Below are 20275 nucleotides of genomic sequence, written 5' to 3'. Positions count from 1 at the left end.
GTGAAAATTGCCTTTTTTATTTTATCTACAACGCTCTCAAGCTAATCCATCAATTCCCAGCTTCTTGGCCAAGTCGTTTAAATCTTGAACAACAACATCGATTATCGGGATACCGCTAACCTTTCTTTCCTGTTCAAACGCATGCTCAGGCTCTCCTGGGATAATCACTTTCTTATCTGGATCTATTGTATTTGCATTTTTGAATCGCTCTACCCAATTATCTAAATGGTTTTTAAAATCTTCTTTCGGGCGGAAACCATCTACCCTCATGGCTCCTAAAAAGTGGCCAAGTCCCTCGCCAACAGGATTTGCCGAAGGTTCTAAGAAAGCAACAAAAGGTGGCACCCAAGGGCCATAGTTTGCTCCAGAAAGCACGGCCGATAAAATATCAACCGTTGCACTTAATCCATAACCTTTGTGGCTACCGTGGTCTTTATCGCTTCCTAATGGTAATAATGAACCACCGCTTTTTAACTCGTTCGGATTGGTAGAAGAATCTCCACTTTTATCTTGAACCCATCCATCGGGAATGGCTTTGTTTGCCCGTTGAGCAATTTCTAGTTTGCCATTTGCCGCGGCTGCGGTTGCCATATCAACAATTACGGGCGGATATTTCCCAGCCGGGAAAGCATAACACATAGGGTTTGTGCCCAGTAGTCGCTCGCTTGAATAGGTGGGTGCAACAAGCGGACTTGCATTCGTCATGCTGATGCCAATCATGTCCTGCTCTACAGCCAATAAAGCATGATAGCCTGCAATGCCAAAATGATTTGAATTTTTAACTGATACCCAGCCACTTCCATATTTTTCGGCCTTTTCAATTGCAATTTTCATTGCGAACGGTGCAACCACTAAGCCCAAGCCAGCATCGCCATCAACCGTTGCAGTGGTTGGGGTTTCATGTACAATTTTGATGTTGGGCGTGGCATTAATTCTTTTCTTTTCCCATAGGCGAACGTAACCGCTTAAACGGGCAACACCATGAGAATCAATTCCTCTTAAATCTGAACGGATTAATACATCTGTAGCTAATGTTGCATGCTCATCAGAGCAGCCCATTTTTTTAAAAACGTTAAAGGTAAAGTCCCGAAGATTGCTTTCGGTAAAGGTTATGAAATTCATGTTTTAATACGAAGGAATTGGTGGTTAGTCGAAAAAAAAATAAGGTAGAAATTTTCAGTTAGGAAGGCAATAACAAGGTAAAATCGCCGCCCAAGGGCTCAAAATTTTCTATACAAGAGGAAAGAAAATCTTCGCCATAATTTACATACATGGGCGCTAAATTTAAAATCCTTTCTTGCAAAGTTCCATTAGGGAAAAGGCGTTTCTTTACGTTTTCAATTTGAATTAGTGCCACTTCGTGCTTACGTTTTTCGGCCCTAAACAATTTCTTTTCCAGATTGGCCAATAGATGGTTGGTTTTTTGTTTCGCCGTATCGGTAGAAACGGAAAGCGTTTTATCTATTTTATAAGCATTAAGTTTTATTTGGTCGAAAATGCTATTAATCGCCCTAGTCTCATCGGCTAAAATGAGTTGTGCGGTAGAATTCTTTCTTACCCAAATATTTTTTAATTCTTCAGCAGGAAGGAAAAAATCTTCCAATTCAAAGCCCAAACTGTAAATGTTTTGCGCACTTCTCTTGTCGATTAACAAGGCTGAGTTGCGCAAAAGCAATACCGGAAAATCTACCTTATAAAAATCGAAATTTGCTTTCAATTGCATCCAATAGGCTACTTCAGCGCCGCCGCCAATGTAAGCGATGTTTGGCAAAATAACCTCTTGATACATGGGACGCATCACCACATTTGGGCTAAAACGCTCTGGATGTGTTTCAATTTCTGCCTTAAGTTCCGTTTCTGTAAAACTGATGTCGGTATGGTTTACGGTATATTTTTCATTTTGGAGAATGATTCTTTCTCGGAGTTCATCCTTTAGGTAGAAAAAATTAATATCACGACCATTTACCTGTGATTTATAGCCGTTTGCTTCTAACTTATCAGAAGTTTCTTCAATGATCTTGGCGCTATTTTGCTCGATAACATCTTGCGTAATAATGCTTGCAAACTGTTTTTTTAATCTTGGTTCGTCTGCATTAACAATCACTAAACCATACCTTTCAAACAGATTATTCACTAAAAATCGAGTGGCATCGGCTAAATTATCGTGTTCTAAATAAGCCTGTTCTACCAATTTGGCTATTCTTTTTCCATTTTTAGAAATTCCTAAATACCCTTTATAGGCAAGTACAGCCGCGGCTACGGTTTTGGTACTTAATCTGCCAGTAGCCCCATTTGTTTGCTGAATCCAGCTGATGTTTTTTTCATCAACACTTACATGATTGATTTCATCAAAATCATGGTCTTCTGTAGCCATCCAATACACCGGAACAAAATTTTTATCCGGGTGCGCCATTTTTAATTCTATGGCCAGATTTATGGTCGTTACAATTTTGTAAATGAAATATAATGGCCCAGTAAATAAGTTGAGTTGATGGCCTGTAGTAACCGTGAATGTATTGTTAAGTGCTAATAACTCAATGTTTTTGCTTACCGATTTGTTGGGCTTGAGGTTTTGGTATTGTTCTTTCAAAACCTCAGCCAAGACGTTTCTGTCACCCAAAAAGTGCCTGTGTTCAATCGCTTTGGCCAATCCATCCATATCAGGCCGAAAACTATAAAAAGCCGAAAGCTCTTTTTCGTTATTAATATAATCCAAAACCAGTTTAGAAAAAGACCCGGTTTCCTGATAAGAGATATATTTTGCCTGCATAATTTGCTAAAGTAATGCAATTTAAGAACAATTATTTTTTGATGTGCACATTTTACATTTAAAAAAGAATAGCCATGTCTCCTGCAGGTCTGTCACTAAAAAGTTAAATACTACTAAATTTGTAGTCTTTATTATTTTTCATTAGTTTTGGACTTTTTATAACTCAATCAAACAAATTTATTGCTTATGCTTAAAAAACTTTACCCTATTCTTACATCCCTCATTCTCTTTTCTTATGGTTTAAAGGCACAAATTATCAAAGGCGTGGTAAGTGATTCATCACAAACCATTATTGGTGCAACGGTTACTGTAAACGGACAAGGTTTAATTGCTGCCACCAATGCGCAAGGCAGTTATCAAATTAAACTTAAATCAGCAGGAACCTACACCGTTACCGCAAGTTATTTGGGTTACCAAACACAACAAAAACAAGTTAAAGTTGTAGGTGCCGAAACCAAAGAGGTGAATTTTACTTTATCGGAGAACAAAAATGATTTAGATGGAATTGTGGTAATTGGTTCGAGAAGTGCACCCAGAGCGCAGTTGGAAACAGCCGTTCCGGTTGATTTGGTGGACGTAAAAAAGGTCGCACAAAATGCCCCTCAGGTTTCCTTAAGTCAAATTTTAAATTATGTAGCCCCCTCTTTTACATCGAACGTGGCCAATTTAACCGATGGAACCGATCACATTGATCCTGCATCTTTAAGAGGCTTAGGACCCGATCAGGTTTTGGTTTTGATAAATGGTAAACGACGCCATACATCTTCTTTAATTAACATCAACGGAAGTTTAGGAAAAGGATCGGTGGGTACAGATTTGAATGCAATACCAACGGCTGCCATTAAAAGAATCGAAGTTTTGCGTGATGGCGCAGCCGCTCAATATGGGTCAGATGCTATTGCGGGAGTAATCAATATTATTTTAAACGAAGATGTTAACAAGCTATCAACCAGTTTTACCGGAGGTGGTTTTGCGGGTAAGCATTCGGATGGTTTGGATGGGCAAACTGCTCAGGCCAATGTAAATTATGGTTTAAAATTAAATGATAAGGGTGGCTTTTTAAATTTGACAGGCTCATTTGATTATCGTGATTTTGCCTCTCGTACAAAACCGTACAGTGGTGTAATATTTACACAGTATAACAATACAACTTTATACCCAACGCCAACTGGTGCAGACATTACCGACGCCGAATTGGCGAGAAGAGGTTTAACCCGTGCCGATTTTGTTCCAAATATTGGTCAAAGTAAAAATCGCGGTGGGGCTTTATTTTTAAATGCTGTAGTGCCTGTAGCGAATAATGCAGAGGTTTATGCTTTTGGAGGATTAAATTCAAGAAATGGAACCTCTACTGCTTTTTATAGAACACCGAGGCAATTAACGCAGACCAATGCAACAATTTATCCTAATGGATTTCTGCCTCAAATCGTTACTGATAATAGCGATCAATCTTTAGCCATTGGTATTCGTGGCGATTTGGGCGCATGGAAGGCCGATTTTAGCAATACATACGGTCGTAATCAAATTAATTTCACCACTGCTAATACGCTAAATGCTTCAATGCTTAATGCATCACCAACCTCTTTCGATGCAGGAGGCTACGATTTTGTGCAAAATACAACCAATTTGGATTTTGCACGCTTGTTTAAAAATGTGTTCAGTGGCTTAAACGTGGCTTTTGGAGCAGAACACCGCCGCGAAAATTATAAAATCATAGCGGGGGAAGAAGCTTCTTATGCAAACTATGGCAATGCAATTAACGTTGGGACGACTGCAAGCCCTATTTTAATACCAAATCTAAAAGGAAATATTTCTACCCGATTCGCTGCCAATGGAAGCGCATATACCGGCGGCGCACAAGGTTTTCCTGGCTTTAGCCCAGACAATGCTATTAATGTTAACCGTTCCTCAGTAGCGCTGTATGGAGACGTTGAGGTTAATTTTACCGATAAATTTTTATTAGATGGTGCCATTCGTTTCGAAAACTACTCAGATTTTGGTTCAACACTTAACTTCAAAGTAGCTGGCCGTTATAAGTTTTCGGGGAAATTTTTGCTTCGTGGAGCCGTTAGCACCGGTTTTAGAGCACCATCATTACAGCAGCGTTATTTTAATGCCACATCTACCATTTTTGTTGATGGAGCATTTGTTGAGTCTGGCACATTTGCAAACGATAGCCGAGTTGCTCAATTGTTAGGAATACCAAAATTAAAAGAAGAAACATCCAACAGTTATAGCGCAGGTTTCACCTCAAACTTGGGTAAATTAAAAATTACTGTCGATGGTTATTTAATCCGTATCGATAATCGTGTAATTTACACAGGAGGTTTTACAGGAAGCAATGCTCCAACGGCATCAGCACAAGATCAAGAAATTTATGCCTTATTGCGCCAAGCAAATGCCAGTACAGCCCGTTTCTTCGCCAATGCGGTAAATACGGAAACAAAGGGTATTGATGCCGTATTTAGTTATGCATTAAGTTTAGGTAGAGGGAATTTAAGAACAGATTTAGCCGGAACAATTTCTAAAACTTCATTGGTAGGGGGTATCAATACTTCGCCGCTTTTGGCCGGTAAAGAAAGTACTTATTTGGATAATGCCAGCGTTATTTTACTAACCAAGGTTGTTCCACGCTTAAAGGGAAATTTAACCTTCGATTATAGTATCGATAAATTCAACGTGTTTTTGCGTAATGTTTATTTTGGTAAGGTATCTCAGCCGACTAACGTTATTGCCAATCAGCAAGAACTTACTGGGCGTGTAATTACCGATTTAGGTTTGGGTTATCAGTTAACCAAAAACTTTAAATTAACCGTAGGTGCAAACAATATCTTTGATGTTTATCCTGAAGAACTGTTGCCAGCTAGTCAGGGCGTGTCGGGCATTTTGTATCCTAATCAAGCCCCTCAATTTGGTTTCTTAGGACGGTATGTATTTACCAGATTGAATTTCAATTTTTAATTAAAGCTTTTTATGCAATAATGCTTTCGTGTTTACTTTAAACCTGAAATTACATTATTTTAGAATCCGATAGAATTGATTTTCTATCGGATTTTTTTCTTAGATAATTTTGAAGTGTAATGCTAAGAGGTTGTTTCATAGATAAATACGACCCAGAGCGAACGAATTATTTTAAACCGACTTTGAAACATTTAGTAGGGTTGCAAAGTGATCTTTCCGTGTGTTCCGTGTATTCGGTGTTTCCGTGTCAAATTTTTAAGAAGATTCGGCGGAAGGAATCTTTACGGTTGCAGCCGTATAAAAAAAGCCGCTCTGAATTAACAGAACGGCTTGTAAAATATTTGGTTTAGTGATTTACCATTTTTTCTTGCGATCGCCACCTTCTCTGCTTCCGCCTTCTCTGCGTCCGCTACCACCAGTGTTTCCACCTTTATCATCACGGCTACGACCAGAGAAATCTCTAAATCCGCCACCGCTTCCGCCTTCTCTACGTCCGCTACCGCCAGAGCTTCTTCTTTCGCCTCCGCCACGGTAACCACCGCCGCCTCCGCCGCTTCTTCTCTCGCCACCGAAACCACCGCTACGTCTCTCACCGCCACCGCGTCTTTCGCCACCGCCTTCACGACCACCATCTCCGCTCTTTTCGATACGAACACTACGGCCATTGAATTCTACAGATTTAAAGCCTTCGAATACTTTATCAGCAACATCATCTTCTACTTCAAAGAAAGAGAAAACACCTTTAAGATCGATTTTACCAACGCTTTTGCCAGCAATCTTTCCGTTGTTACAGATAAATGATAACATATCGCCACGTGTAAATTCATCTACAGAACCTAAGTTGATGAACAAACGGGTGTAACCTTCGCTACCACGTCCACGTCTTTCTCCACGATCGCCTCTTTCTCCACGATCATCGCCAATTGCAGCGTTTAAATCAGGAGCTTTAGAGTAATAATCTAAGAAACGATTGAATTCTAATGAAGCAAAGCGTTTAATTACATCTTCTTTTGTTAAATCAGCAAATTCATCCATAATACGAGGAATATACTGATCAATCTGTTCGTTGTTAACTTCTACATTGTGTACTTTATGTACCAAAGAGAATAATTGTTTTTCACAAACATCAAATCCTGTAGGCAGTTCGGCTTTGGTAAATTGCTTACCAATAATGCGTTCTAACTGACGGATTTTTCCAACTTCTTTAGAGTTGATGATACAGATTGAAATACCTGTTTTACCTGCACGACCAGTACGGCCAGAACGGTGGGTATAACTTTCAATTTCATCTGGTAAAGAATAGTTGATTACGTGAGTTACATTGTTTACATCGATACCACGTGCAGCAACATCAGTAGCAATTAACAATTGCATGTTGCGCTCGCGGAAACGCTGCATTACTTTATCACGTTGTTGTTGAGATAAATCTCCGTGTAAAGCATCGGCATTGTAACCATCTTTAATTAAGTGCTCAGCAACATCTTGTGTATCCAATTTGGTTTTACAAAATACTACTGCAAAAATTTCTGGGTTAAAATCTACAATACGTTTTAAGGCAGCGTATTTATCACGCGCACGAACGATATAATATTCGTGTTCGATGTTTACGTTACCCGTATTTTTTGTGCCCATGGTTAACTCAACAGGGTTATCCATATAGTTCTTAGCTATACGGCGAACTTCTGCAGGCATTGTAGCCGAGAATAACCAGGTTTTTTTGTCATCAGGAGTGGTTGATAAAATGTCGTTAATGTCATCTTGGAAACCCATGTTTAACATTTCGTCAGCTTCATCAAGCACAACATATTTAACTGAAGAGAAATCAATTGCCTTACGGCCAATGATATCTAACATACGGCCGGGCGTGGCCACTACAATTTGTACGCCTTGGCGTATTTCGCGTAGTTGTTGCATAATGTTCGCGCCACCGTAAACGGCAACAACGTGGGCATTAGCAACGTTTTTAGAAAAGTTTTTAAGGTCGTTAGCGATTTGCAAACATAACTCACGCGTAGGGCATAAAATTAATGCCTGTGGTTTGTTAATTTTAAAATCGATTAGTTCTAACAGCGGCAAACCAAATGCGGCTGTTTTTCCTGTTCCTGTTTGGGCCAAACCAACAAAATCATTAGTGCCTTCTAACAGTACAGGAATACTTTGCTCCTGAATAGGCGTTGGAGTTTCAAATCCAAGGTCCTTTACGGCATTAACGACGTCATCACTTATCCCCAATAATTGAAATGGGTTTGTCATTCGTCTTTTATTTTTAATTGAGCCGCAAAGGTAAGGTTAATTTTTCGTATTTTACGGATAGTTATTAAATAGTTTGAACTTGTAATGGATTGAAAATTAGGCGATAAGGTTTTCAGATTCTTAGTTTGTTTGGCGAGCGTATTCAATTCGCCTTTTTCTCAGGCAATTCCAGCCAACATATGTTTAAAAATTGGTTCACATTTTTCTTTACAGCAAGGGTAAAAGTGTCCATGTTTCCAAAAATTAGATTTTGGCGATTGCCCCCACCAGAATTCTGCCATTGCGATCGGCTTCATGTTATGTTGAAAAGCATATTGTAAAAGCTTCGGTGCAGCGCATTCTCCTGCTCCAGCCGGAGGATTTTTATAACCGATGTTTTGGAATATTTCAATCAGATTTTTTTCTTCTCCAGCTTGGTTTAAAAAATGGTAGTGCTCAAAAATTCTGTTTTGAAGAGCTACCGAGTAAGCTTTTCTGGCCTTTTTTAATTGAAGAATTTGGGGGTCAGTTTGTGGAGTTTCTTGTTCTTCTAAATCCTTTATTTCCTCATTCATTTTCGTCAATGCCTCCATACCCACATTTAGAAAACTGTTTTCAGTCAAGAGGTCAAAAACTGGGGGCACGAAATGTGTGTGCTGATTGCGTCCTGCAAGCTTGCCAGAAAAGGCAGCTAAAAACCCAACTTCCTGATTTTGATTTCGAACCACCAATACGCCGAACATTTTGCCGATAATGGTGCCAGCGGATTGTCGATCGAGCCCGAAGTTATGTACCCAATCGCTTTGGTTGTTTAAATAATCTTGCAGTTGATTGGCTGCTAATAGACACAATGGATGTGGTTTTTCGATCATCAAATCAAAATGATCGGGAATAGAAATACCGCTGATGCCTGCTTTGATGATGGTGAAAAATGGATCACTTATTAATTTTGGCATATTGGGCAGGCTGAATTATCTCAATCGTTCAGCCGATCGGATTAAGCGCTCATCTTTATTGATTCCAAAAATGGCCAGCACACAAAACAAAATCGCTAAAGCAGGTAAATATGCACCCACTCCGAAACTCGCTCCGTCTAATCCACCCGGCATTTTTTGTGCATTTATGCTACACCAGAAGGCAAAACCTGCTATGGCAGCGATGGTAAAAACGATGATTTTCTTCTGCAAACTTCTTCTTTTAAAATTAAATATATTTACAAAACACATTACAGCAACCGCAATGTTGGTAACGGCTAGAGGAATTAAGGGTGTTACTGCCAATTGAGAAACATCATTTGTGGTGATTTTGTGATATATGCCATAGGTGAATATTGTTGATTCTGAGCCACCCGCTTGTTTTGTTGCAATAGGTAAAACCAACATTAAAGCCAAGGTAAGGGTTGCTAAAAAAAGCCAGATCGATTGTATTCTTTGTATCATGTTAATTTAATAATTAAGGCAAATATATTTAAAAGCAATATATCAACTCATCAAATACAAAGAAAAAAGTATTTTTGCATCGCTTTGACTAAAAAAAGATATTTCATACAACTTTCTTATGATGGCAGCTTATACCATGGCTGGCAAATTCAGCCGAATGCGATAACTGTGCAAGCTTTGTTGGATAAGGCCATGTCTGTTTATTTTAGGCAAAATATAGAAACCTTAGGCTGTGGCAGAACGGATGCGGGGGTGCACGCCACAGATTTCTACGCTCATTTTGATGTAGAAAATATAGAGGAAGCAAAAGTACTGAAAGCGGTAACGGGCATAAATGCCTTGTTGCCCTATCAAATTGCAGTAAAAAGGGTAATTCCCGTAAAGGATGATGCCCATGCACGATTTGATGCCATTTCTAGAGCTTACAAATACTACGTTCACTTTGAGAAAGACCCTTTTAAGGTTAACCGATCTTGGCTTTTGAAAGATCAACTGAATGTTGATTTAATGAATAAGGCAGCCAAAGAATTGTTAAATTACACCGATTTTTCTTGCTTTAGCAAGTCTAATACTCAAACCTTTACCAACAACTGTAAAATTAGTAACGCCGTTTTTGATGTGCTTGATAACGGCTTGGTTTTTACCATTCAAGCCGATCGTTTCTTAAGAAACATGGTGAGGGCAATTATGGGTACTTTGGTCCGGGTGGGAAAGGGTGAGATTAATTTGGAAGATTTTAAAACCATTATAGAAAGCAAAAGCCGAAGCAAAGCTGGTCAGTCGGTGCCTGCATGTGGCTTGTATTTGGTTGAGGTAAAGTACAATTGTATAAAATGAGGGGATGATTGAATTTTGGATGGACATGTTTAAGGTCGTTTTCGACTAACTCAATCCCTCTAAATTTAATCTTTTAAGAAATAAAATGGCAGTAACGGGCGACGTATATAACACAGGATTACTTAAGCGTATTTTTCAATATGTAAAGCCTTATCGTTCGGTTTTTATTTGGTCGGTAATTTTAACCATTTTACTGGCCGCAATTTCACCAGTGCGCCCATTTTTAATTAAATACACGCTTGACCATTACATCCTGACTGGCAATTATTCGGGTTTGGTGAACATGACCATGTTGATGGTTTTTATGCTCCTTTTACAAACCTTAATTCAGTATAATCATACCCTTTTAACCAATATCTTAGGGCAATCGGTCATCAGAGATTTGCGAATTCGTGTTTTTAACCACATTACCAATCTTCGCCTCAAATATTTCGACAAAACACCTATCGGACAGCTCATTACCCGTACAGTATCGGATTTAGAAACCATTGCAGATATTTTTTCAGAAGGATTAATCTCGATGATTGGCGATACCCTCCAAGTTATTGTAATTGTTGGGGTAATGCTTTATACCGATTGGGAATTGAGTTTGGTGGTGCTTCTACCCATTCCGCTCCTCATTTTGGCAACAAGAAAATTTCAGAAAGCGATAAAAGTCTCTTTTCAAGAGATTAGAAATGAGGTTTCCAACTTGAATACTTTTTTACAAGAACACATAACAGGCGTTTCCATTGTACAGTATTTTGCAAGAGAGCAACAAGAATATCGAAAATTTAATGCCATTAACAAACGCTATCGCGATGCAAACATCCGATCGAACTGGTATTATTCTATCTTCTTTCCGGTAGTCGAATTGATTTCGGCCATGTCTTTAGGCTTGTTGGTTTGGTATGGTTCTAAAAGCATTTTGTCAAAGCCACTTGATGTAACACCAGGCACCATTACTCAATTTATTATGTACTTAGGCATGGTTTTTACGCCCATTCGCCAACTGGCTGATAAATTTAACACCCTACAAATGGGTATGGTGGGTGCCGAAAGGGTGTTTAAAGTTTTAGATACCGATGAAGTTACACCAAATAGAGGCACACAACAACCAGAAAAACTAGAAGGCAATATCGAGTTCAAAAACGTTTGGTTTGCTTATAACGACGATAATTATGTTTTGAAAGATTTGTCTTTCGAGGTTAAGGCAGGACAAACCATTGCGTTAGTGGGCGCTACAGGTGCCGGAAAATCATCAACCATAAATATTTTAAACCGCTTTTATGAGGTTAAAAAAGGGACGATTACCGTTGATGGAATTCACATTGAAGATTTGGAGCTTAATTATTTGCGCAGTCATATCGCAACGGTGCTTCAGGATGTATTTTTGTTTTCGGATACGATTTTAAATAACATCACCTTAAATAATCCTAAAATTACAATAGAAGAAGTGGTTAACGCAGCAAAAAAAGTCGGTGCTCACGAATTTATTGAGCGCTTACCAGGCGCATATCAATATAATGTAATGGAAAGAGGGGCAACACTTTCGGCGGGTCAGGCGCAATTAATCTCTTTTATTCGCGCCCTGGTGCATAACCCAGCCATTTTGGTTTTAGATGAGGCCACCTCATCCGTAGATACGGAAACCGAATTATTAATCCAAAAGGCGATTGATAGCTTAATGGAAGGCCGAACATCTATTGTGATTGCCCACCGTTTATCTACCATTCAAAAGGCCGATCAAATTATTGTTCTAGATAAGGGCGAAATTAAAGAACGTGGAACCCACCAAGAATTATTAAAAATAAATGGATATTATAAAAAGCTCTACGATTTGCAATTTTCATCAGAAGGAATTGCCAAAAGTTCATAAAACGTTTCGCTAACGACCTGCACTTTTTGATCCTCAATACCCATCTGAAGGCATTTGAAAGCAACTAAAATAGTACCTAAATCTTTTTAAGCAGAAATGAGTATCAGTTGGCTGGATAGGGCTGGCTGTGCCATTTGTGGCGGGGTCAGCTGTCGCTGCGAAACGGCGGCAAAAAGCTATTTTAATGCGAGTTTAATTTTTGAAATTCCTACCTCGATAAATGGTGGTGGAAACTTTAATGTTGCTAACTTTAAGTTTGGTGAAGCTACCAGTGGAAAATGGTAGTGGATATAAAGTATTTAAATACCACAATCAATAGGAGAAAATGAAAGCATTAAAATTAGTTGCAATAGGGTTAATATCAATTTTAGCTTTAAATGCTTCTGCACAGCAGAAAAAATATGTGATGGTTATTCATGGCGGTGCAGGAACCATACTTAAAAAGAATATGACACCAGAAAAGGAAGCAGCCTATATCGCTGCATTAACTGCGGCGTTAAAAGCAGGCTATGCAGATATAAAAGCGGGCAAAACCAGTTTGGATGCCGTTGAGACCACCATTCATGTGCTAGAAAACGATCCGCATTTTAACGCAGGTAAAGGCGCAGTGTTTACACATGATGGCCGTAATGAGCTCGATGCTGCAATTATGGATGGAAAAACCTTGATGGCGGGTTCGGTTACCGGTGTTACCACCATTAAAAACCCAATTTCTGCGGCCCGTGCCGTAATGGAAAAATCTGAACACGTAATGATGTTTGGAGATGGAGCAGATAAATTTGCTAAGGAAGTGGGTTTAGAAATCGTTAATCCCAAATATTTTTGGACAAAAGAACGTTGGGATGGCTTGCAGGATGCAATTAAACAAGATTCAACCAAAGCCGTTTTAGATCATGGAAGTAAAAAGTCCTCACTTTTAGGTACGATTAATCACGATTATAAATTTGGAACAGTTGGATGTGTTGCCCTAGATCAGAACGGCAACCTAGCTGCAGGCACATCAACGGGAGGCATGACCAATAAAAAATACGGCCGTGTGGGCGATGCACCAATTATCGGAGCCGGAACCTATTGCAATAATGAAACCGCAGGAATCTCTTGCACAGGGTGGGGTGAATATTATATCCGCAACGTGGTGGCAAAAACCATTTCCGATTTAATGGAATACAAAGGCCTATCAGTTGCCGATGCTTCAAAAATTGTATTGGATAAAGTTGGTAAAATGGGTGGCGATGGAGGCTTAATTGCCTTAGATAGAAAAGGAAATGTAGCCATGCCATTTAACACAGAAGGTATGTACAGAGGTACGGTTACTGCTGATGGTAAGATAGAGGTTAACATTTACAAATAATGAGGCACGCTTTTTTATTTCTATTTGTTTTATCCCTTTGCTTTACGCTGAAAGCTAAAATAGGTTTGTGAATGAATTCATTCATCAGGCATTTTTTTATTTCAAAGAGTTGAGGTGAAAATTTTTTCAGCCAAAAAAATAATCTATATTTCATTTTTTTAAAAAACTGATTGAATGAAATCGATTCTTTCCAATTTAACTTTTCAGGTTTTAGTTGCCATTACGTTGGGCATTTTAGTTGGAGCTTACTTCCCTGGCTTTGCGCCAACTGCGAAATTGATTAGCCAAGGCTTCATAAATATGATTAGTATGCTAATCGCGCCGATTATTTTCTTTACCATCGTTTTGGGGATTGCTTACATGGGCGATATGAAGAAAGTTGGTCGTGTAGGGGGCAAAGCATTGTTGTATTTTGAGATTGTAAGTACAGTTGCCATTGCGATTGGATTGTTGGTGGCGAATTTGCTTAAGCCAGGCGTTGGAATGGAAACTGGGCGTGGAGATGCATCAAAAATTGCAACCTACGCAGAACAGGCTAAAGAAATGAATTGGGCAGAGTTTTTTCTGCACATCATTCCACACAATGTTATTGCATCCTTTGCAGAAGGCAATATTTTGCAAATTTTATTCTTTGCAATCCTTTTTGGTTATGGGCTAAATAAACTGGGTAGCGAAGGGACTTCCGTTCTAAACGCTTTTGATAAAATTTCGAAAGTATTGTTTAAAATCATGAAGGTGGTTATGCGTTTAGCGCCAATTGGTGCATTCGGCGGAATGGCTTTCAGCATTGGAACACATGGTTTGCAAAGTATTTTTGGGATGGCAAAGTTAATGGGATCCGTCTATTTAACCTGCCTCCTCTTTATTTTTGTTGTTTTAAATGGAATTTGCAGGTATTACAAATTTAGTCTTTGGCAATATCTTAAATACATTCGCCAAGAAATTTTGATTGTTTTGGGTACCTCATCATCCGAATCGGCATTGCCGAGTATGATGCAAAAAATGGAAGCGATCGGTTGCGACAAGTCTGTGGTAGGCTTAGTTATCCCGACAGGTTATTCTTTTAACCTTGATGGAACCGCAATTTACTTGGCTATGGCTGTAATTTTTCTTTGTCAGGTTTTTCATGTGGATTTATCTATTGGACAGCAACTAACTATTTTAGCCATTTTGATGGTTACCTCTAAAGGTGCTGCGGGCGTTACCGGAAGTGGATTTATCGTATTGGTTTCTACACTAACGGCACTAAAAATTATGCCTATTGAACACATTTCAATTTTAATTGGCGTGGATCGTTTTATGAGTGAAGCGCGAGCGATAACCAACGTAATTGGCAATGGGGTAGCAACAATTGTAATTGCAAAAAGCGAAAATCAATTTGATGAAGCAAAATACCTGAAAGCCATTCAACCCGCCATGATTGAGAGAAACGAAGAAAGTTAGTCATGTTTTAGCCAAATCCTCCATCGTTTTGGCATGTCTTTACAAACAGAAAAGCGTTTGCAGATATATAGCCAAATTTCCGCCACGGAAATACAAGATACACGGTAATGGCAAGATGACTAAATTGAAGTTAAGCTGCGCTGGCTCTTGGTTTCTTATGGGGTTAAAGCTATCCGAAATGCTGCAATTAAACCATCTCACGTTCACCGATTCATCCTAAACCAAACCAGCAAGCAACAATCCAAGTCTTTTACGTACCTTTGCATCAGAAACATGCACACAGCTTGTTTAATTAATCCAGATCACATTGGCCCAGCAAGAACAGAATAACCGCAAAGAAAAAAGCGAGTTACACCCACGCAACAAACACCGTTCGCGTTACAATTTCAAACAACTTATTGCAACATCAAAAGAACTTAAACGCTTTGTTTTTAAAAATGAGCATAACGATGATTCAATCGATTTTGCAGATCAAAGTGCGGTTAAAGCATTAAATAAAGCGTTGTTAAAATACTTTTATAATATTGCGCAATGGGATATCCCTCAGGATTACCTTTGTCCACCAATTCCTGGGCGTGCAGATTATATTCATTATGTAGCCGATCTTTTAGGATCAAGCAATAAAGGGAAAATTCCAAAAGGCGCTAACGTTAATGTATTTGATGTTGGCGTTGGAGCAAACTGCATTTACCCGATAATTGGTCATCAAGAATACGGATGGAGCTTTGTGGGTTCAGAAATTGACCCACTTTCTGTTGAATCTGCCAAACGAATTATTGAAGCGAACAAACCATTACAGGGCGCTTTAGAAATTCGTCAGCAATCTTCAAAAATGGGGATTTTTAGAGGTGTAGTAGGAGGTAAAGAGCGTTTTGATGCAGTGGTTTGTAACCCACCTTTCCATTCCTCTTTGAAAGAAGCAGAGCAAGGCACACGTCAGAAATGGCGTAATTTGGGCGGTAATGAAAAAGAAGTAAAACACGTTTTAAATTTCGGAGGCAACAAGGCAGAACTTTGGTGCCCGGGTGGTGAACGTGCTTTTGTTGAGCAGATGATTATTCAAAGCGAGCAAATCAAAAATCAAGTATTGTGGTTTACTTCATTGGTTTCTAAAAGTGCCAATTTGAAAAGCATTTACAGTGCCCTAGTTAAGGCAAACGCTTTTGAGGTTACAACAGTTCAAATGTCTCAAGGACAAAAGATAAGCCGTTTTGTTGCGTGGACTTTCCATGATGAGGCTGCGCAAGCCGAGTGGGTAAAAGGTTGGAAAACAGAGCCCAAAAAGGAAACTGTAAAACCAGAAGTTAAAACGAAGTAATTCAACAATATAACAAAAGCCGGATTAATGATGACCGTTAATCCGGCTTTTTATTTTATCATGGCGATATTCTGTTGTGAATCAAATTGTTGTCATAAATTTAACTTGTTTTCGCATCGAAAATATAGCCAGCCAAGGCGGTAACAACCATTGCTATGGTTCCCCAAAAGCAGATTCTGATGATACCCTTCGTCATGTTAGATCCACCTGCCTTAGCGGCCAATGCCCCTGATAGAGCCAAGAAAACAATCGCAAATCCATATTGATAAAAGACCATCGATTTAATGGGTGCAAAAAGTGCTACAAGGAAAGGGAGTATGCCACCGCTAACAAATGATGCACCAGATGCTAATGCCGCTTGCAAGGGTTTTGGCTGTGTATGTTCGTTAATGCCTAATTCGTCTCTTGCATGCGCTTCGAGGGCGTCTTTTTCGGTAAGCTTTATGGCAACCTGCATGGCTAAATCTTCATCTAATCCTTGCCTTACATAAATTTTTGCAAGTTCTTTTAGTTCTACTTCGGGTATCGTTTCCAATTCCATCTTTTCTCGGGCCAAATCGGCAGTTTCAATATCAGATTGGGAACTTACAGAAACATACTCTCCTGCGGCCATGGATAATGCACCAGCAACCAAACCTGCTAATGCTGCCAATACGATAGGGCTCCTGGTATCACTTGCTGCTGCAATACCGATAACCAAACTGGTGGTGGAGATGATGCCATCGTTAGCGCCTAGGACGGCTGCCCTTAGCCAACCCGTGCGGTTCGTGTAATGCTTTTCCAATTCCATGCTGTTAATTTAAGGATGAACCCAAATTTACAGAAATACAATCCAGATTATGGATAGAATCATAATACAGAAAGATTCTAATCATAGTTGCTAACACTATCCATAACACCACTAATTTTTGGTGTTGTTTGCTTGCCAAAAGGGATGAACGTTCATATTTAAACCTGATCGGCGCGGGCACGAAGTGTAACGAAGTAAAGCAGAGAGCAGGGCTGAATGCGCCATAGGCTAATTCCTTACATTTTCCTGAAAAAAGCGGGCAAATAATGTGGTTTAAGATTTGAAATCCACTGCAATAATATTAGCTTTGCACAAAAAAATATTGATACATGAGCGTTTTAGTAAATAAAGATTCTAAGGTTATCGTTCAGGGTTTTACCGGAAACGAAGGAACTTACCACGCGGAGCAGATGCTTGCCTATGGTACAAACGTAGTTGGTGGTGTTACGCCTGGCAAAGGTGGGCAATTGCATTTAGATAAGCCTGTTTTTAATACTGTTAAAGATGCTGTTGATCAAACAGGAGCAAATGTATCTATCATTTTTGTGCCACCAGCTTTTGCTGCTGATGCAATTATGGAAGCTGCCGAAGGTGGTATTAAAGTTATTGTTTGTATTACTGAGGGTATCCCAACTAAGGATATGATTCAGGTTAAAGAATATATTTCTGATCGTGATGTTACACTTATTGGCCCTAACTGCCCTGGTGTAATTACTGCTGATGAAGCTAAAATTGGTATTATGCCAGGTTTCATCTTCAAAAAAGGTCATGTAGGCGTGGTTTCAAAATCAGGAACCTTAACGTATGAGGCTGTTGATCAAGTTGTGAAGGCTGGTTTAGGTATCACAACGGCAATCGGTATTGGTGGTGACCCAATTATTGGTACCCCGACCGTAGAAGCCATTAAATTATTAATGAACGATCCAGAAACGCACGGTATCATCATGATTGGTGAAATTGGTGGTGGAATGGAAGCTGAAGCTGCTCGTTGGATTAAAGAAAACGGTACAAAACCTGTAGTTGGTTTCATTGCTGGTCAAACTGCTCCTGCCGGACGTAGAATGGGGCATGCTGGTGCTATTGTTGGCGGTGCTGATGATACTGCTGCTGCTAAAATGAAGATTATGCGTGAGTGTGGCATTCGTGTAGTAGAAAGCCCAGCTGAGATTGGTGCAGCGATCGCTGAAGAATTAGCAAAATAAGATTTAAAAAATCTGAATAGGAGAAGCGCTTCGATTAGGTTCGAGGCGCTTTTTTTGTTTAAGGGTTGCCACGGAAAACACGGAATTAAGTAATTGATTGGTTTAGTTTGGGCGGTGTAACACCAAGTGCAAATATAATTGCCACGGAAGCACGGAAAACACGGAATTATGGAATTGATTGGTTTAGTTTGGGCGGGTGTACACCAATTGCAAATATAATTGCCACGGAAGCACGGAAAACACGGAATTAAGTAATTGATTGGTTTAGTTTGGGCGGGTGTACACCAATTGCAAATATAATTGCCACGGAAGCACGGAAAACACGGAATTAAGTAATTGATTGGTTTAGTTTGGGCGGTGTAACACCAAGTGCAAATATAATTGCCACGGAAGCACGGAAAACACGGAATTATGGAGTTGATTGGTTTAGTTTGGGCGGGTGTACACCAAGTGCAAATGTAATTGCCACGGAAGCACGGAAAACACGGAATTATGGAGTTGATTGGTGCAGTTTGGGCGGGGTGTACACCAAGTGCAAATGTAATTGCCACGGAAGCACGGAAAACACGGAATTATGGAATTGATTGGTTTAGTTTGGGCATGTGTACACCAAGTGCAAATATAATTGCCACGGAAGCACGAAAAACACGGAATTATGGAGTTGATTGGTTTAGTTTGGGCGGGTGTACACCAAGTGCAAATATAATTGCTACGGAAGCACGGAATTATGGTATTCAGTTCAGGAAAAAATGAGAAAGGTCAAATGTGAAAGATTATTATTAGTTTAGTTGAAATTTATCGTTTATGGATTATCATTTGAGTAAAGATAATCTTCCCTATAAAGATCAAACAGATTCAATTATTAATGCGGCTATCGAGGTTCACAAATCTTTGGGTTGCGGATTTTTAGAAATTATTTACAAGGATGCCCTTTGTATCGAGTTTAATAGTAGAGGCCATCTTTTTGAAAGAGAAAAACAATATCCAGTTTATTACAAAGATACTCTCCTACAACGTACCTTCTACACCGACTTCTTGGTATTTGGTCAGGTTGTATTAGAGATTAAAGCAAAAAGTGCCATCGCTAATGAAGATTTAGCACAAACCATAAATTATTTGAAATGCTCTGGCTGTCGTGTCGGTTTAATACTCAATTTCGGTAAACCTACCCTTGAAATAAAGAGAGTTGTTTTCTAAAACAATCTTTCTGTGCTTCTTAGGCAAAGCACAAATATGGTATTGGCTATCGCAAAGGGTATTTCTAGTTTTCCGTGTCTTCCGTGCTTCTTAGGCAAAGCACAAATATGGTATTGGCTATCGCAAAGGGTGGTTCTAGTTTTCCGTGTCTTCCGTGTTTCCGTGGCAAAAAAAATATGTTGCTTCGCTGAGTACATTCTAGTTTTCCGTGTCTTCCGTGTTTCCGTGGCAAAAAAACCATATGTTGCTTCGCTGAGTACATTCTAGTTTTCCGTGTAGCAACGTTTATCATCTTTTTGTAAACACTCCAACCAATCCTCAAAGCCACAAACCAAATCGAAATCTATAGCGTATATTGTACTATGAGAATGATGTTAAATAAACTATTTTTAATTTCGGCTGTTGTTTTAAGTATGAGTCTTACTGCCTGCGCGCAGAAGAAAGATAAGGGAAAACAAGAGCAATCAACAGATCAAGTTATACAAAAGAAAAAAATGAACTGGAATCCATTAACCCCCGAGGAAGAAAGAGTAATTGTTAATAAAGGAACCGAGTACCCAGGTACAGGTAAATATGAACACACAACAGATAAGGGTACTTATACCTGCAAACGTTGTAATGCTGCGCTGTATCGGTCGGAGAGTAAGTTTGATGCACGTTGTGGGTGGCCAGCCTTTGATGATGAAATTAAAGGAGCAGTTAAACGCATTCCTGATGCAGATGGTTCTCGTACAGAGATTGTTTGTGCCAATTGCAATGCACATTTAGGACACGTATTTTTGGGGGAAGGATTCACAAATAAAGACACTCGGCACTGTGTTAATTCGATTTCCATGAATTTTGTGCCAGATAAAAAATAAGGTGGGTATAGTCGGGT

Annotated in this window: 16 protein-coding genes; 10 read left to right on the top strand and 6 right to left on the bottom strand. The window is 39.4% G+C overall.

The features are described from left to right. Positions 1-36: 36 nt before the first annotated feature. Entirely contained in the window at positions 37-1122 is a 1086-nt protein-coding gene (locus DHW03_RS12435; RefSeq protein ID WP_109926180.1) for an Ldh family oxidoreductase, read from the bottom strand. Between the two features lie 58 nt (positions 1123-1180). Continuing rightward, positions 1181-2770, bottom strand: a complete 1590-nt coding sequence (bshC, locus tag DHW03_RS12430; RefSeq protein ID WP_109926179.1) for a bacillithiol biosynthesis cysteine-adding enzyme BshC — start codon at positions 2768-2770, stop codon at positions 1181-1183. Positions 2771-2956: 186 nt separating this feature from the next. On the opposite strand from bshC, the gene DHW03_RS12425 reads away from it, so the two are divergent. Then, positions 2957-5731, top strand: coding sequence for a TonB-dependent receptor (locus DHW03_RS12425; protein ID WP_109926178.1), 2775 nt, complete (start codon positions 2957-2959; stop codon positions 5729-5731). Positions 5732-6085: 354 nt separating this feature from the next. On the opposite strand, the gene DHW03_RS12420 is transcribed toward DHW03_RS12425, so the two are convergent. The 3 genes from DHW03_RS12420 to DHW03_RS12410 form a co-directional block, all read right to left on the bottom strand. Next, the gene (locus DHW03_RS12420; RefSeq protein WP_109926177.1) at positions 6086-7984 is read right to left on the bottom strand and encodes a DEAD/DEAH box helicase; all 1899 of its coding nucleotides are present in this window, start codon (positions 7982-7984) and stop codon (positions 6086-6088) included. Positions 7985-8142: 158 nt separating this feature from the next. Continuing rightward, positions 8143-8919, bottom strand: coding sequence for a pseudouridylate synthase (locus tag DHW03_RS12415; RefSeq protein WP_109926176.1), 777 nt, complete (start codon positions 8917-8919; stop codon positions 8143-8145). A 15-nt stretch (positions 8920-8934) separates the two neighbouring features. Further along, entirely contained in the window at positions 8935-9402 is a 468-nt protein-coding gene (locus DHW03_RS12410; protein WP_109926175.1) for a DUF4293 domain-containing protein, read from the bottom strand. A gap of 84 nt (positions 9403-9486) precedes the next feature. Here DHW03_RS12410 and truA point away from each other — a divergent pair, with 84 nt between their 5' ends. From truA to rlmF, 6 genes are all read left to right on the top strand, one after another. After that, on the top strand, positions 9487-10239 hold the full coding sequence (gene truA, locus DHW03_RS12405) for a tRNA pseudouridine(38-40) synthase TruA (RefSeq protein WP_109926174.1): 753 nt from the start codon (positions 9487-9489) through the stop codon (positions 10237-10239). An 85-nt stretch (positions 10240-10324) separates the two neighbouring features. Beyond that, entirely contained in the window at positions 10325-12097 is a 1773-nt protein-coding gene (locus tag DHW03_RS12400; RefSeq protein WP_109926173.1) for an ABC transporter ATP-binding protein, read from the top strand. A 96-nt stretch (positions 12098-12193) separates the two neighbouring features. After that, on the top strand, positions 12194-12382 hold the full coding sequence (locus DHW03_RS12395; protein ID WP_109926172.1) for a hypothetical protein: 189 nt from the start codon (positions 12194-12196) through the stop codon (positions 12380-12382). 40 nt (positions 12383-12422) lie between these two features. Next, positions 12423-13448: an isoaspartyl peptidase/L-asparaginase family protein gene (locus DHW03_RS12390; protein WP_109926171.1), complete on the top strand. Its 1026-nt coding sequence runs from the start codon at positions 12423-12425 to the stop codon at positions 13446-13448. Positions 13449-13622: 174 nt separating this feature from the next. Next, positions 13623-14891: a C4-dicarboxylate transporter DctA gene (gene dctA / locus DHW03_RS12385; protein ID WP_109926170.1), complete on the top strand. Its 1269-nt coding sequence runs from the start codon at positions 13623-13625 to the stop codon at positions 14889-14891. A 307-nt stretch (positions 14892-15198) separates the two neighbouring features. Continuing rightward, positions 15199-16209 (top strand): 23S rRNA (adenine(1618)-N(6))-methyltransferase RlmF, encoded by a 1011-nt coding sequence (gene rlmF / locus DHW03_RS12380; protein ID WP_109926169.1) that lies wholly within the window; start codon positions 15199-15201, stop codon positions 16207-16209. Between the two features lie 100 nt (positions 16210-16309). Here rlmF and DHW03_RS12375 read toward each other — a convergent pair whose 3' ends face one another. Next, positions 16310-16999, bottom strand: a complete 690-nt coding sequence (locus DHW03_RS12375; RefSeq protein WP_109926168.1) for a VIT1/CCC1 transporter family protein — start codon at positions 16997-16999, stop codon at positions 16310-16312. 329 nt (positions 17000-17328) lie between these two features. Between DHW03_RS12375 and sucD the strand changes: the two genes are divergently transcribed. The 3 genes from sucD to DHW03_RS12355 all read left to right on the top strand — a co-directional run bounded on the left by sucD (position 17329) and on the right by DHW03_RS12355 (position 20258). Next, entirely contained in the window at positions 17329-18201 is an 873-nt protein-coding gene (gene sucD, locus DHW03_RS12370) for a succinate--CoA ligase subunit alpha (RefSeq protein WP_109926167.1), read from the top strand. Positions 18202-19005: 804 nt separating this feature from the next. Next, on the top strand, positions 19006-19398 hold the full coding sequence (locus DHW03_RS12360) for a GxxExxY protein (RefSeq protein ID WP_109926165.1): 393 nt from the start codon (positions 19006-19008) through the stop codon (positions 19396-19398). A 362-nt stretch (positions 19399-19760) separates the two neighbouring features. Beyond that, positions 19761-20258 (top strand): methionine-R-sulfoxide reductase, encoded by a 498-nt coding sequence (locus tag DHW03_RS12355; RefSeq protein WP_109926164.1) that lies wholly within the window; start codon positions 19761-19763, stop codon positions 20256-20258. Positions 20259-20275: the final 17 nt, after the last annotated feature.

It is taken from the genome of Pedobacter yonginensis, assembly GCF_003173595.1.
In the GTDB taxonomy this organism is placed as follows: Bacteria; Bacteroidota; Bacteroidia; order Sphingobacteriales; family Sphingobacteriaceae; genus Pedobacter; species Pedobacter yonginense.
This window is presented reverse-complemented; position numbering and strand designations above follow the sequence as displayed.

What these genes read in the sequence shown, in the direction of transcription:
- DHW03_RS12435 (WP_109926180.1), bottom strand. Translation starts at nt 1,122, where the DNA reads ATGAATTTCATAACCTTTACCGAAAGCAATCTTCGGGACTTTACCTTT.
- bshC (WP_109926179.1), bottom strand. Translation starts at nt 2,770, where the DNA reads ATGCAGGCAAAATATATCTCTTATCAGGAAACCGGGTCTTTTTCTAAA.
- DHW03_RS12425 (WP_109926178.1), top strand. Translation starts at nt 2,957, where the DNA reads ATGCTTAAAAAACTTTACCCTATTCTTACATCCCTCATTCTCTTTTCT.
- DHW03_RS12420 (WP_109926177.1), bottom strand. Translation starts at nt 7,984, where the DNA reads ATGACAAACCCATTTCAATTATTGGGGATAAGTGATGACGTCGTTAAT.
- DHW03_RS12415 (WP_109926176.1), bottom strand. Translation starts at nt 8,919, where the DNA reads ATGCCAAAATTAATAAGTGATCCATTTTTCACCATCATCAAAGCAGGC.
- DHW03_RS12410 (WP_109926175.1), bottom strand. Translation starts at nt 9,402, where the DNA reads ATGATACAAAGAATACAATCGATCTGGCTTTTTTTAGCAACCCTTACC.
- DHW03_RS12400 (WP_109926173.1), top strand. Translation starts at nt 10,325, where the DNA reads ATGGCAGTAACGGGCGACGTATATAACACAGGATTACTTAAGCGTATT.
- DHW03_RS12395 (WP_109926172.1), top strand. Translation starts at nt 12,194, where the DNA reads ATGAGTATCAGTTGGCTGGATAGGGCTGGCTGTGCCATTTGTGGCGGG.
- DHW03_RS12390 (WP_109926171.1), top strand. Translation starts at nt 12,423, where the DNA reads ATGAAAGCATTAAAATTAGTTGCAATAGGGTTAATATCAATTTTAGCT.
- dctA (WP_109926170.1), top strand. Translation starts at nt 13,623, where the DNA reads ATGAAATCGATTCTTTCCAATTTAACTTTTCAGGTTTTAGTTGCCATT.
- DHW03_RS12375 (WP_109926168.1), bottom strand. Translation starts at nt 16,999, where the DNA reads ATGGAATTGGAAAAGCATTACACGAACCGCACGGGTTGGCTAAGGGCA.
- sucD (WP_109926167.1), top strand. Translation starts at nt 17,329, where the DNA reads ATGAGCGTTTTAGTAAATAAAGATTCTAAGGTTATCGTTCAGGGTTTT.
- DHW03_RS12360 (WP_109926165.1), top strand. Translation starts at nt 19,006, where the DNA reads ATGGATTATCATTTGAGTAAAGATAATCTTCCCTATAAAGATCAAACA.
- DHW03_RS12355 (WP_109926164.1), top strand. Translation starts at nt 19,761, where the DNA reads ATGAGAATGATGTTAAATAAACTATTTTTAATTTCGGCTGTTGTTTTA.